Source organism: Umboniibacter marinipuniceus (assembly GCF_003688415.1).
Classification (GTDB): domain Bacteria; phylum Pseudomonadota; class Gammaproteobacteria; order Pseudomonadales; family DSM-25080; genus Umboniibacter; species Umboniibacter marinipuniceus.
In genome coordinates this window covers 206,998-221,121 of the sequence record NZ_REFJ01000001.1, presented here as the reverse complement: position 1 = coordinate 221,121, position 14,124 = coordinate 206,998, and the positions used below count along the sequence as shown (strand labels likewise).

General features: G+C 52.3%; 12 protein-coding genes. 5 read left to right on the top strand and 7 right to left on the bottom strand.

The window, feature by feature from the left end:
* Positions 1–44: 44 nt before the first annotated feature.
* The 6 genes from miaA to DFR27_RS01050 form a co-directional block, all read right to left on the bottom strand.
* Positions 45–962, bottom strand: coding sequence for a tRNA (adenosine(37)-N6)-dimethylallyltransferase MiaA (gene miaA, locus DFR27_RS01075; RefSeq protein WP_121876084.1), 918 nt, complete (start codon positions 960–962; stop codon positions 45–47).
* A gap of 37 nt (positions 963–999) precedes the next feature.
* Positions 1,000–2,880 (bottom strand): DNA mismatch repair endonuclease MutL, encoded by a 1,881-nt coding sequence (gene mutL, locus DFR27_RS01070; protein WP_121875609.1) that lies wholly within the window; start codon positions 2,878–2,880, stop codon positions 1,000–1,002.
* A 1-nt stretch (position 2,881) separates the two neighbouring features.
* On the bottom strand, positions 2,882–4,183 hold the full coding sequence (locus tag DFR27_RS01065; RefSeq protein WP_121875608.1) for an N-acetylmuramoyl-L-alanine amidase: 1,302 nt from the start codon (positions 4,181–4,183) through the stop codon (positions 2,882–2,884).
* Positions 4,180–4,638, bottom strand: coding sequence for a tRNA (adenosine(37)-N6)-threonylcarbamoyltransferase complex ATPase subunit type 1 TsaE (gene tsaE / locus DFR27_RS01060; protein WP_121875607.1), 459 nt, complete (start codon positions 4,636–4,638; stop codon positions 4,180–4,182). Before tsaE ends, DFR27_RS01065 begins: the two co-directional genes overlap by 4 nt.
* Positions 4,629–6,092 (bottom strand): NAD(P)H-hydrate dehydratase, encoded by a 1,464-nt coding sequence (locus DFR27_RS01055; protein WP_121875606.1) that lies wholly within the window; start codon positions 6,090–6,092, stop codon positions 4,629–4,631. Before DFR27_RS01055 ends, tsaE begins: the two co-directional genes overlap by 10 nt.
* 69 nt (positions 6,093–6,161) lie before the next feature.
* A complete protein-coding gene (locus tag DFR27_RS01050) occupies positions 6,162–6,482 on the bottom strand; it encodes a c-type cytochrome (RefSeq protein WP_121875605.1) in 321 nt (106 codons plus the stop codon).
* A gap of 111 nt (positions 6,483–6,593) precedes the next feature.
* On the opposite strand from DFR27_RS01050, the gene queG reads away from it, so the two are divergent.
* On the top strand, positions 6,594–7,694 hold the full coding sequence (queG, locus tag DFR27_RS01045; RefSeq protein ID WP_121876083.1) for a tRNA epoxyqueuosine(34) reductase QueG: 1,101 nt from the start codon (positions 6,594–6,596) through the stop codon (positions 7,692–7,694).
* On the opposite strand, the gene orn is transcribed toward queG, so the two are convergent.
* On the bottom strand, positions 7,691–8,233 hold the full coding sequence (gene orn / locus DFR27_RS01040; RefSeq protein ID WP_121875604.1) for an oligoribonuclease: 543 nt from the start codon (positions 8,231–8,233) through the stop codon (positions 7,691–7,693). The genes queG and orn overlap by 4 nt on opposite strands.
* Before the next feature lie 158 nt (positions 8,234–8,391).
* Here orn and DFR27_RS01035 point away from each other — a divergent pair, with 158 nt between their 5' ends.
* From DFR27_RS01035 to asd, 4 genes are read left to right on the top strand one after another with little or no spacing between them, the layout of a single operon-like run.
* The gene (locus DFR27_RS01035) at positions 8,392–11,235 is read left to right on the top strand and encodes a M16 family metallopeptidase (RefSeq protein ID WP_121875603.1); all 2,844 of its coding nucleotides are present in this window, start codon (positions 8,392–8,394) and stop codon (positions 11,233–11,235) included.
* Positions 11,236–11,289: 54 nt separating this feature from the next.
* On the top strand, positions 11,290–12,306 hold the full coding sequence (gene rsgA, locus DFR27_RS01030; protein ID WP_121875602.1) for a small ribosomal subunit biogenesis GTPase RsgA: 1,017 nt from the start codon (positions 11,290–11,292) through the stop codon (positions 12,304–12,306).
* A gap of 9 nt (positions 12,307–12,315) precedes the next feature.
* Positions 12,316–13,119, top strand: a complete 804-nt coding sequence (locus DFR27_RS01025) for a sulfurtransferase (RefSeq protein WP_121875601.1) — start codon at positions 12,316–12,318, stop codon at positions 13,117–13,119.
* Positions 13,116–14,015 carry an archaetidylserine decarboxylase gene (gene asd / locus DFR27_RS01020; protein ID WP_121875600.1) on the top strand — a complete coding sequence of 300 codons (900 nt, stop codon included), beginning with the start codon at positions 13,116–13,118 and terminating at the stop codon, positions 14,013–14,015. Before DFR27_RS01025 ends, asd begins: the two co-directional genes overlap by 4 nt.
* Positions 14,016–14,124 lie beyond the last annotated feature (109 nt).

The following is a 14,124-nucleotide window of genomic DNA, read 5'->3' as shown; positions in this document are numbered from 1 at the left end:
AAAAAATGACGAATAAATTATCCGCTCGTCGAAGTGTACCACCGTTAGTCCCGCTGATAGTAGCGCAAAGCAAGATTATTTAACGCCTCCAAGTCAGGGGTTCCCGAAACATCGAGATGATAGACGTCTTCCCAACCACGCAACCAGGTAAATTGGCGTTTGGCGAGTTGACGCGTTGCGGCAAGAATCTGATCACGCATGGTGGCAAAGTTAATCTCGCCAGCAAGGTAGCGCCACATTTGCCGATACCCCACCGAACGCATAGACGGGAGATCCAGGTGAAGGTCTTCACGCTGCATCAACGCCATCACTTCCGCTTCAAAACCTAACTCCATCATCTGATCAAAGCGTTGCTCAATTCGTCCATGTAGGATTTTTCGATCGATTGGCATCACCGCCATCTGCCTGACGTTATAGCGTTCGCATAACGCGTCGCGTTCCTGCTCGGAATGCCACTGCGAGAGCGGCTTGCCCGTTTGCAGGAAGACCTCATAAGCACGTGACAAACGTTGTGAGTGATTGGGATGGATGCGTTCAGCCGCGACCGGGTCAACCTGCGTCAGCAGGGCATGAACAGCTTGCCAACCTTTTTCTTCCGCAATTGCCTCTACTTTTGCACGCACTGCAGCGTCGGCCGAGGGCATATTCGCCACGCCTTCCAATAATACCTTGTAATAGAGCATTGTTCCGCCAACAAAGAGTGGTATCCGATTGCGAGCGTGACTGCGTTCAATTTCTCGTAGCGCGTCATTGCGAAAATCAACCGCATTGTAGGCCTCTGCGGGATCGCGGATATCAATAAGACGGTGAGGCGCCTGGACTAGTTCTTCTTGGGAGGGCTTCGCGCTACCGATATCCAAACCGCGATACACCATAGCGGAGTCCACCGAAATAATATCAAAGCCACCGCTCTGGTAGAGCTCTATTGCTAAGGCGGTTTTTCCCGACGCAGTGGGCCCCATCAGGAAACCCACGCGATTTAAGGCCGAGTTCGCCACCTTACTGCCCTCGCAGGAATAGTTTGTCGAGCTGGTTAAGCGTCATTAGCGTCCAAGTTGGACGGCCGTGGTTACACTGTCCACTGCGCTCGGTTTCCTCCATATCACGAAGTAGAGCGTTCATTTCCGGTACCGTAAGTTTGCGATTTGCGCGAACCGATCCATGGCAAGCCATGGTGGAAAGCAGTTCATTAACGTGGGCTTCGATACGATCAGAGGTGCCGTACTTCTCGAGGTCCACCAGCACATCATAGACGAGCTGCTCAACATTCGCCTGGCTCAACAGCACCGGAACTTGACGAATAATCAAACTCTCATCACTGACGACATCGACCTGAAATCCAAGTTTCACGAACAACTGCTGATGCATTTCTGCGGCTTCTACCTGACCTGCCGACGCAGCCAATCCCTGCGGCACCAAAAGCGGCTGACCCAATAGTCCATTCGCCGAAAAATCAGCCTTCATTCGCTCGTAGGTAATTCGCTCATGTGCCGCATGCATATCTACCACGATAAGCCCTTGCTCATTTTCGGCAAGAATATAAATGCCCTTCAGTTGAGCGATAGCAAAACCAAGCGGCGGGATATCGTCAGAACTTGTCTCACTGAGTGGCTGTGGTGTAAAGGCAGTATTAGCCAAAGAGTCACTGCTACCGTCTGCTGCGCTCGCAGCTGAATACAAACCTTTCCAATCATTATTCTGACTGGGCGGGGCGGGCTGATAACCAGTGTTAAAGCTTCCAGAGCCACCCTGGGGTGTCGAGGCCGTGGCGCTAGCAAAACCTAAGGGACGCTGTTCGTTAATGGCATTCAAGACGGCTTCGTTGGCCATGGCAATTTGTGCCGTTGAGGTATCGACAGCGCCAGGAAGTGAGTCGCTGGGCTTCAACTCGGCAATCACGCGGTGAAGTGTTCTAAACAAAAAATCATGCACTAAACGCTGATCCCTAAAGCGAACTTCATGCTTAGTGGGGTGCACGTTGACGTCAACCGTTGACGGATCTAGCTCGAGGTATAAAACAAATGCAGGGTGGCGGCCATGAAACAGCACATCCCGATATGCCTGGCGAACGGCGTGACTGACTACCCGATCTCGAATGGCACGACCATTGACGAAGAAGTACTGCAAGTCCGCTTGCGACCTAGAAAAAGTAGGCTTCGCTAACCAACCCCAAAGTTTCAAGCCCGATGCAGCGACATTGACGTGTATGGCGTCTTCCATAAATGCCCTACCGCAAAGCTCTGCGATCCGCCGCTCCATTGATAATTGATCTTCGCCAGAGCGGAGTGAATGGATCGTTTTACCGTTGTGCCTCAGGGTAAAGTTGGTACCGAAATTCGCCAACGCAACGCGCTTGAAGGTATCATCAATACGTCCGAACTCGGTCTTTTCGGTGCGTAGAAATTTTCGTCTAGCTGGCGTGTTGAAAAAGAGATCGCGAACTTCTACGGTGGTCCCCTGGGGATGCGCTGTAGGACTCAGCTCTGGCACCATATCAGCGCCCTGAGTACGAGCTTGCCAAGCCTCTTCACCATCCTCACTGGAGCTCATCAATAGCTTCGACACCGAACTGATCGACGCCAAAGCCTCGCCACGGAAACCCAGCGACGTGACCGCCTCGAGATCGTCCAACTGATATATTTTCGACGTAGCATGACGAGACAACGCGAGGGGCAGGTCATCCGCCGCTAAACCTGAACCGTTATCACGCACACGAATGAGCTTGACGCCACCTTGCTCTACCTCAATATCAACTCGCGTCGCCCCAGCATCCAAGGCATTCTCCAACAATTCCTTTGCCACCGAGGCCGGGCGCTCAACAACTTCCCCTGCCGCAATTTGGTTTGCCAGTCGAGGGGTTAGGGTACGAATTTTAGTCATATTACTCGTTTGGTATGATTAGTGTTTGACCGATGTGGATAACGTCGGAAGTCAAGTTATTCGCCGCTCTAATGGCTTGGACTGTCACGCGATTGCGCTGCGCGATCAAACCAAGTGAATCGCCTCGGGCTACCGTGTGCTGGCGAATCAAACCGTTCTTATATGCCGCTAAGAGGGTGCCCGCTGGCGGCAGGGCGCGAAAATAGGCATCGACACCATTAAATATACGCTGCGCCATTTTGCTACGATAATCGCGAGTGGCCAACTTTCTTGCTTCCCCGGGGTTGGAAATAAACCCCGTTTCAACCAAGATGGAGGCAATATCAGGGTTTTTAAGCACCACAAATCCTGCTTGCTCAACGCTTCGCTTATGGAGGCGTGCGATGCCGCCAATTTCTTCAAGCACCTCCGAACCTACCTCGAGGCTATGGGACAGTGTGCCCGTCATAGACAGGTCCAGCAAGACGCCCGCGAGCACCTGATCTTCCATATCTACTAAATTAACACCGCCTACTAAATCCGACTGATTCTCGGTTTCCGCCAAAAATCTTGCCATTTCCGATGTCGCGCCGCTCTCAGAAAGGGCAAAGACCGAAGCACCATTAGCTTGAGGATTGGTGAAGGCATCGGCATGAATGGAGATGAAAAGATCGGCCTGACGCTGACGGGCGATATCGTTGCGCCCTCTAAGAGGAATGTAGTAATCACTGTCTCGCGTTAAATAGGCTTCGTATCCAGCCGTCGCATTGAGCTTATCTACCAGCCGCTTAGCAATATCAAGGACCACATTTTTTTCGCGCAAACCACCTGGCCCAGATGCGCCGGGATCCTCGCCGCCGTGCCCGGGGTCAACCACAACCCGAATATTACGATTGGCAGATGTATCAACCGTTATCACGGAAGAGGGTGCGTCAAGCTCTGGAATATCCACCACGAGGCGCGGTCCAGCATCCGCTGTGGCCCCTAACGTAAGGGTTTTAACGCCCACACTACGATTTAAATCAATTACGATGCGCAGTTTTTCATCGCTGGTTGAGTAGCGTATGCCATCGACACTGCTACTCGCTTCGAAGCTCGGTAGCGCGACGTGAGATAGCAAATCCCCGCGCTCAATATCAATGACAAATCTGCTGGGGCTATCCAGTGCGAATGAGCTGTAGGCAACGGCTTCGTTCATATCGAAGACAATACGCGTGTTATCCGGCGCATGGTAAGTCCGGATTCCCTGCACCGCATTCGCGACAGTCGCGGTGCTCAGCATTAGCAGCAACACGGCGATAAAAGCATTGCGAAGCATCATCATTGCGCACCCCATAACTCAAGCTCGGTAACTAAGTTGTCCGCCTGATCTGTGCAGGCTTCGAAGCTAACCTCTCGCCCGGTGTCCTTGGCATTTAGATTGATGATCAAATCGGGCTGAGGCAACATTCCTGCGCCGCGCTCGTCCCACTCAATCAGGGCAATGCTCTGATCGCTGAAGTAATCGCGAATGCCCATGTACTCTAATTCTTCGGGATCTCCTAGGCGGTACAAGTCGAAATGAAAGAGTTGCCAAGGTTCTAGCTCGTAGGGCTCAACTAGCGTGTAGGTTGGACTCTTCACTGCGCCACTGTGGCCGAAGCCGAGCAAAATACCGCGAGTAAGTGTTGTTTTACCCGCGCCTAGGTGACCGCGAAGGAACACAACGGCTCCACCCTTTAAACCTTTTGCTATTTGCTGTCCTAGCGAAATTGTAGCGGCCTCGTCTGCTAACCACATGTGCCTGATTCTACTCCATTGATCTGTGCCCGAATAAGCACTAATAATTCACTCACGCTTAAACCGCGCTCACCATGTTTCTCTCGCCAGAGATCAGCCGCCCTTCCATGCCAATAGACACCCGCAGCGGCGGCATCGAAGGGAGAAAGACCCTGAGCCTGGAGCGCCGCGATCACACCGGTAAGGATATCACCTGAGCCCGCCACACCTAAAGCAGCATTACCTGTAGAATTGATGATACATCTATCCGGGCCACAAACAATGGTACCCGGGCCTTTTAACACCACCACACCGCCGAATTGCTGCTGGATTCGTTTTGCAGAGCCAATTCTATCAGCATTAACCGCTACCGAAGATTCCCTCAAAAGCGCTGCCGCTTCGCCGGTATGAGGCGTCAGGACCCAGCGCTCCGAATACTTTGGATTGGCGGCCAGTACACGAAGCGCCCCAGCGTCCAACACAGCAGGGCAGGTGAGCTGAAGACATAAGTCTAGCGCAGCCTTATCGCTCGCTGCCAAACCTGGCCCTACCGCCACAACGGATGCCGTAGCGACGCTTGGAACCGCTTGATGACGACAAACCATGACCTCTGGTCGTCGAGCGTTGATTGCCATTTGGCCGGGTTCATCGGTTGCCAGAGTCACCAGTCCAGCTCCACTAAAAAGCGCTGCTTCCGCCGTAAGCATTGCCGCGCCTGCCGTCTGCTGAGCGCCCCCGAAGGTAAGAACATGCCCTGCTTGGTGCTTGAAGTGGTTCAGTGAGCGCGCAGGAAGCGCATCGACCTCGGTGAGCAGCTGAACGTCCGAGTGATAGCTGGATAAGAATCTGGCATGGCAACCCAAATTGAAGCTCACAACGTTGCCTGACGCCGCCTTGCCGTCGCCCGTCAGCAACCCTGGTTTTAGCGCCAGAAAAGTCGCGGTTAGTACAGCTGGAAGAGCGTGTTGGGCATCACCTGTGTCCACATTGAGCCCTGACGGGCAATCCACAGCAAGGACTGGAATACCTGTTTCGCTTACTGCATTGATTAGTTGCTTTAAATCAGCCGTTAAAGGTGGTTTAAAGCCGATACCAATGAGCGCATCAACGAGGAGGTCCGCTTCAATCTGGATGCCATTCGTCCAGCGACCCCAACAAACCTTAGCTGAGGACGCGGCATCGAAGGCCAGTCTAGCGTCCCCAGAGAGCGTTTGCGGATCAACCGAACTCAGCACATTAACGGACCAGCCAGTGGCCTGTAATTCTGCTGCAATCTGCCATCCGTCGCCACCATTGTTACCGCCTCCGCACAGCACCGTACAATGCCGAGGATTGAAGTGGCTTTGGATAAGTTCCACACAGTGATGTGCGGCTCGCTTCATCAGCTGATAGCCAGGCATGCACTCCGTTTGTTGAAAGTCTCTATCAAGCGCTTTCACTTGCGAACATGATAGAGAGGGCTGCCAATGCAACATGGCTCGTCTCCGCTTCGTTTCTAACTAGTGTTTCGTGTTACAAAGCGAGTTGCAAGGCTCGAGTTAAAGTTAGTTCGCCATGGCCGCGAAATACGCTGCCAGATTCTCTATATCAGCGTCTGACAAGGCGGCAGCTTGACCAGCCATCACCGCACCGTTGCCGACAGGCTTGCGGTCACCACTGCGGTAGGCCTTCATGGAATTGACCAGGTAGAGTTCATTCTGGCCTGCTAGATTTGGATACCCTGGAATCACGGCTTTACCATCGGCCCCGTGACACGCTGCGCAGACGGCAGCCTTAGCTTGACCTGCTGCGGGATCTCCTGCACCGAGTACTACAGAACTTGCGGCGAGCCCAAAAATTAAAGTAGCTAACTTAGCTTTATTCATATTGTCATCTCCGTGAATGAAATCGTGATTGTGTATAACTTATACGCTAAAATTCGCAAATCGTCTCTATTGATGATAGCAGCAATTCCACCGTTAACTGACGCGAGTGTTATGACTCAAACGCATTCTCATAGTCTGCAAATAGCCGCCAACCAGATCAAGGCTTGGGGTGCGGAGCTTGGCTTCAACGACGTCCGTATCACTGACACGGATCTTGACTTGGATGCTGCGCGCTTAAAAGCCTGGCTGGGAAAAAGTATGCACATGCCCTTAGAGTGGATGACAGACCACGGCGACATGCGCTATACCCCCAACTCACTGTTAGCTGGGACACAACGTGTGATCTCTGTGAGACTCAACTACTTGCCCGCCGACGTCGACCTCGTGGCACCACTTAAACAAGAAAACACGGCTTATATTTCGCGCTACGCGCTAGGCAGAGACTATCACAAGCTTGTTCGTAAACGCTTAGCTAAACTCGCAGCAAAAATTGCTACCGCCTACCCCGGGAGTGCTCAACGAGCCCTAGTCGATTCAGCTCCCGTCATGGAGAAAGCGCTCGCTCGTAAAGCAGGTCATGGCTGGGTGGGAAAGAATTCATTGATCATCCACCCAGAAGACGGCAGCTATTTTTTTCTCGGCGAAATTTATACTGACCTGGAGTTGCCGATTGATCAACCCGACGACCACGACCGTTGCGATGATTGCGAAGCGTGTCTTAAGGTCTGCCCCACCGACGCCTTCGTGGCCCCCTACCAACTTGAGGTTAAGCGCTGTATCTCGTACTTAACCATTGAGAACTCTGGTCCGATTCCACTGGAGTTTCGCGAGGCTATCGGTAATCGGGTTTTCGGCTGCGATGACTGCCAAATCATTTGCCCATGGAACAAACAGGCCGCCACCACCCAAGAGGAAGATTTTTCCCCACGCAATGACCTCGACAGTGCCGACCTATCGCGCCTCTTCCGCTGGACGGAGGACGAATTCTTAGCGGCTACTATTGGTTCGCCGCTACGTCGAACTGGCTATCATAACTTTCTGCGAAATTTGGCCGTGGGGCTCGGAAACGCGCCTAGCAATGATGAGCATGTAACGCTGCTGAAACAGCGCCTTGATGAAAACCTCAGCGAGATGCTCAACGAACACATCCAATGGGCAATTGAGCGTCAGCAGTCACAGCGCAAGCGCCGGCGCAAAAGCAGACGATCCTAGAGCTTGAACAGCTGCTCTCGATAGACCACCAGCTCAGCAATAGAATCGTGAATGTCGTCTAAAGCGAGATGAGCACCTTTCTTTTTCACCTGATCGAGGGTGGCTGGGCTCCAGCGACGCGCCAATTCCTTGAGCGTGGAGACATCAATCATACGATAGTGAAAATAGGACTCGAGTAGCGGCATATACTTGACTAGAAACCGGCGATCTTGACCTACCGAATTACCGCAGATGGGCGACACACCGCTAGGTACCCACTGTCGCAGAAATTCTAGCGTCATAGCTTCAGCCTGGGCGAGGTCGATTTCACTGTTAAGGCAGCGCTCAGTAAGGCCCGATTGACCATGGTGCTCAACGCACCATTCGTTCATTGCCGAGAGAGCCTCCGCACTATGGCGAATTGCGATACTAGGACCTTCAGCTAACACATTCAGCTGGGCGTCGGTGACGATGGTGGCTATTTCAAGAATGGTATCAATCTCTGGCTCGAGGCCCGTCATCTCAAGATCGATCCAAATTAAACGCTGATCAGCAGACATAGTGAATTCCTAAAAAAGATCCCAGCGATGATAGCACAGCTTAACGCCCCACGTAGAATCCACATTGAAAGGCCATTAGTTTCAACCGCAACTACTGTAACCCTCCCGTTATTTGTGCAATACTAATACCTCGAAAAAAACAACTATGGACTCAAAAAATGAAGAAGCTGCTTGCGTTTTCCCTCGCTATCTTCGTGGTCACTGGTTGCCAGCAAAACAATTCGTCAGACGAACTTGTTTTACCGGCCGGTGTGCGCCTCGTTGAAACCGTCAACTCAACGCCAGATGATGTGGTCATTTCATATCAGAAATTTGAGCTTGATAACGGCCTTACGGTGGTGCTCCACCAAGATCTATCAGACCCGCTAGTAGATGTGGATGTCACTTATCACGTCGGTTCAGCGCGTGAACAGGTTGGCTACTCCGGCTTCGCACACTTCTTTGAGCACATGATGTTCCAGGGCTCAGAGCACGTTGCTGATGAAGAACACTTCGGCATCATCACCGAGTCTGGCGGCACCTTAAACGGCACCACGAATAGCGATCGCACCAACTATTTCAACACCGCACCATCTAATCAGCTCGCCACGCTATTATGGCTTGAGTCGGATCGTATGGGATTTTTGCTGGATGCCATCACCGAAGAGACCTTCGAGAACCAGCGCGAGACCGTTAAAAACGAGCGCGGTCAGCGCGTTGATAACGCCCCATATGGCCGCGTTTGGGAAACCATGGCGATGCACACCTATCCCGCCGGCCACCCATACTCTTGGCCGGTTATTGGTCACATGGACGATTTAAACCGTGCGCAAGTTGATGCAGTCAAACAGTTCTTCCTGCGCTGGTATGGACCTAACAACGCTACGCTGACCATTGGTGGCGACATCGACGTCAGCGAAACACTGGAAATGGTGGTTAAGTACTTCGGCTCTATTCCAGCGGGCCCCGAAGTCGAGAAGATGCCAGCGATGCCAGCGGTACTGGACAGCGATCGCTACGCCACCCTAGAAGATCGTATCTTCATGCCAGCATTGGCCATGTCTTTCCCAACCGTCAGTCTGTTCGATCAAGACGAGCCAGCACTCGATGCCGCTGCGAAGATCATCGGCCAAGGTGCATCTTCTATTCTCTACAAGAACCTTGTGCAAACGGGTCGAGCGCTATCGGCTAGCCTGAATCACAGTTGTTCTGAGCTCGCCTGCACCATGACGGCTATCGTTGTGCAGAATCGCCAAACTGGTGAAAATCTTGCCGATATGGAACAAGCTGTTCGCGAGAGTTTTGACGAGTTCGTAGCCCGCGGTGTAAGCGATGACGACGTCGCTCGTTTCATTACAGATGTTGAACGCAGCCAAGTATTCGGTCTGCAGTCAGTATCCGGAAAAGTCCGACAGCTCGCCTACTACGAGACCTTCCTCGGCACGCCGAATGGTATGGCTAACGAGCTTTCTCGCTACCGCGCTGTCACCGCCGATCAGGTTACCGATGCATTCAATCGCTTCATTGTTGGCAAACCTGCCGTCATCGTGAGCGTTGTGCCAATGGGGATGACGGAACTTGCTGCGGGCGCAGATAACCACGAAGTGGAGCAACTTGCTCCCGAAGAGCCGATGAGTGGTTTGGCCTTCCGTCCCGCTACGGATAGCTTCGATCGAAGTGCTCGTCCAGCCGTCCCAAATGCCAAGCCAATTAGCTTGCCAACTATCTGGGAAGGCGAGCTTGCCAACGGTGTTCGTGTGCTTGGTGTAACCAATACCGAAACACCAACTAGCCGCGTTGTTGTTGGCTTTGAAGTGGGCCAGCGAGACCTCGAGCCAGGGCAAGAGGGCTTATCAAGCTTTACTGCTGCGCTGATGAGCGAAGCGACCACCAACTACAGTCTCGCTGAACTTGATGCCATGCAGGAACGTATTGGCGCGAGCGTTGGCTTTAACATGAGTGACTACCAAGCAAGTGCTAGCTTGTCAGTGCTAACTGATACGCTTGATGGCGGGATGGAAATTTTGGTTGAACGCCTGCTTAACCCAGCCTTCAACGAGGCCGACGTAGAGCGAATTCGCGGAGAAATACTTCAGGGCATCCAGCAGTCAAAGACCAGCGGCCCCGCCCTAGCTCAAGATGCTTTGAACCAAGCAATGGGTAAGCCGAGCAATCCGCTTGCTCACCCAAGCTCTGGTACTACTGAAAGCGTTAGTAATATTAGCCGCGATGACCTCGTCAGCTTTTACTCCGCTAACTTCCCAGAGCAAATGGCAATTGTGCTCGTTAGTTCAAACCTCAGCCAAGAAGAGGTGCTCAGCGCATTATCTCCGCTTGGTGAAATTGCTGTGGCTATGCAAGAGCGTCCCATTGAACAAATCAGCTGGCAAGCACCTGAAGCGAATACCATTTACTTCATGGATAAGCCCGAAGCCGCTCAAAGCTCCATTCGTATCGCTACGAACGGCCCGCTCTGGGATGTTAACGGTGACTACTGGCATGCTCAGCTCATGAACTTCAATCTCGGCGGCAACTTCAATAGTCGTATTAACCAGAACCTCCGTGAGGATAAAGGGTATACCTACGGTGCGAGATCTGGGTTCAGCGGTGATATGGAAACGGGAACCTTTATTGTCAGCGCGGAGGTTCGCGCCGACTCAACGCTAGCTTCCATTCAGGAAGTTTTAGCTGAGCTAGCCGCATTCAAGGCAGAAGGCATGACTGAAGCAGAACTCAACTTCATGCGTTCCGCCTACAGCCAGCGTGACGCTCGCGCCTACGAGACACCATCGCAGAAGCTTCGTTTGATTAGCCAAATGGCTACCTACAACGTTGATGCGTCGTACCTTGATCAGCGTAACGAAGCGCTCGCCAATGCCCAGCTTAATGAGCTAAACGCCTTGGCGAATCGGTTGATAACTGATGATCGCCTCGCCATCGTCGTAGTGGGTGATAAGGCAACTGTTTATGAAGACCTTCAGGCCTTAGGCCTACCCATTGTAGAACTTCAGCCTACAGAGTAACTATTTGTTGCTAAGTACGCTATTATTCGGGTCCCTAGGGACCCGAATTGCATTATGGCTAAAAGAAAGTTAACCCGCCGTCAAAGTTGGCGCATTCAAAAGATTCAAGACGAGCGCAGTGAACGTGCCGGCAAGCGTGCCAACAAGGCCGAATCAAAGCTTCAAGACACTCACTTAGGTGACGAGGAGTTTGGTGTGGTCATTGCTCACTACGGCGTCCAGATCGATGTTGAGTCCAAACTCACTGGTGACGTTGTTCGCTGCCATGTGCGCGCGAACGTCCCTGCTTTGGTCACCGGCGACAGAGTCGTCTTCCATAACGGCAACCCAACGGGTGTTGTGGTGGCCCAGGAGGAGCGTGATAATATTCTTGAACGCCCCGACCACCGAGGGCAGTTAAAATTAGTGGCCGCCAATATCAACCACATGTTGTTAGTTGTAGCGCCCTTTCCCGAAGCTCATGCTAATTTAATTGATCGCTATCTTATCGCCGCCGAAACCAACGATATCGAGCCGGTGTTGCTACTCAACAAGACCGACCTAATTGATCCCGCGAAACACGCAAAGCTGATTCGTATGGTAGATAGCTACGAAGAGCTCGGTTACCGAGTGGTTCGCGCCTCCTGTGTGAATGAGGCAGGTTTAAGTGAGCTAACTGAATTCTTGAAGGATCACACAACGGTATTCGTTGGCCAGTCCGGAGTGGGTAAAAGTAGTCTTATTAACGCCCTTATGCCCGGAACGGATACGCGTGTTGGCGCACTTTCTGAATCCTCACAGAAGGGTCGCCATACCACCACTACCGCGAAACTCTTCCACTTTCCGTCCGGTGGTGATCTGATTGATTCACCAGGAATTCGAGAGTTCTCCCTTTGGCACATGCAACCCGACGATGTGTATGGCGGATTCAAGGAAATTCGTCCCTTTTTAGGCCTTTGTAAGTTTCGCGATTGCCATCATGATCGCGAACCTGGCTGTGCTGTTCAGGCTGCACTGGAAAATGGTAATATATCGGCGAATCGATGGCAGTCTTGCCAGCAGATAATTCAAGGTCTTGGACAACCCAAATAGGAACCAACAATGCAGTTGCCACGCTTAATCGAACCCGAAGCGCTACTCGAGTACCTCGACGACCCACGTCTGGTGATTGTTGATCTGAGTTCCCCCGAGCACTTTGCTCAAGGCCATGTTCCGGGGAGCATCAATTTGAATTTTCGCGAGCTCATCGTGGGCACACTTCCAGCGCCCGGAAAAATACCTCCCGAGGCTAAGCTTATCTCCGTACTTCGACAGCTTGGTATCAATCACGATTCATGGGTAGTGGCGCTTGACGACGAGGGCGGTGGTTGGGCTGGCCGACTCCTCTGGACGCTTGACCTCTTTGGGTTTAGCAGTACCAGCTACCTAAATGGCGGCTTAGTAGCGTGGCGTAATGAGGGTTTCATCTGCTCCACGAAGGGACACGAACCCGAAGAGGGCGACTTTAACGGCTCGATTTCCTCAGAGAAACTCATTGAAGCTAACGAGCTAATTAGCTCGTTCAATTCGCCTAAGCCTATTCAGGTCATAGACGCTAGGTCACCGGCAGAGTTTAGCGGCGAAAAGCAGCTCGCCCAACGCGGCGGGCATATGCCCAACGCCATTAATGTTGAGTGGACCGAATTAATGGACCAGCAAAAGAACTTGCGAATACGAACGGACGCGAAGGAATATTTGCAACAACGAGGTGTTGACCTCGCACAACCAACGGTCACCCATTGTCAGTCACACCACCGGTCCGGGTTTACCTGGCTCGTTGGCACCCTTCTAGAACTCGATATCCGCGCCTACCATGGTTCATGGTCTGAGTGGGGTAATCGCGAAGACACACAGGTAGAATTATGAGCACCAAACTTTCAGATCAACTCTTCGTAGCGCTTCAGCATGTGTTGCCGCAGCATACGCTTTCTCGCGTAGTAGGCCGCTTAGCAGCCAGCGAAACACCCTGGATCAAGGATGCCTTTATTCGCAACTTTGCAAAGAAGTTTGACATTGATATGAGCGATGCGCAGGAGCAAGAGCTCACCGCTTTCGCCTCGTTTAATGACTTCTTCACTCGGGCACTAAAGCCCGATGCGCGCCCAATTGACTCCGGCGACAATACCCTGGTGAGTCCAGCCGACGGCGTAGTTAGCGAGTGCGGAAAAATTGAAAATGGTCAGCTCATGCAGGCCAAGGGGCAATATTTCAGTCTTCATAGCCTGCTTGGCGCCCAACCTGAGCTGACGGACACCTTCGCCAACGGTAGCTTTGCAACCATTTACTTATCACCGCGCGATTACCACCGCGTGCACATGCCATTCGGCGGGACTTTGCGTAAAGCCATCTATGTTCCGGGAGATCTATTCTCCGTGAACGGTGTAACCGCTCAATTGGTTCCTGGCCTATTTTCCCGTAACGAACGCTTAGTATGCGTATTCGACACACCAAAGGGCCCCGTTGCGCTTATTCTAGTTGGCGCGATGATTGTGGCGGGCATAGAAACCGTCTGGGGTGGTCAAGTTTGCCCGCTGAGTAAAGATATTGTGGTCAGCCAATTTGACAGGGCGGGTCGCTCCCCTTCAGTAAAGCTAGCCAAAGGCGCGGAGATGGGGCGTTTTAAGCTTGGCTCTACGGCTATTGTGGTCACCCCTAAGGATGCGAGCGAGTGGATTGATGGCTTCTCAGCAGGCACGCCGGTTCGCATGGGTGAAGTGATTGGCGCATTTAATGATAGTACTGAATTATCAAGTGATGCTTAAGACGCTAGCTCACCCAGCCCCCTTGAATCAGCGCTGATCCACTCCAGCGGTTCGCCTTAAGCGGGGCACAAAAAAACCAAAGGTCGTTTCGGCCTTTGGTTTTTTAATA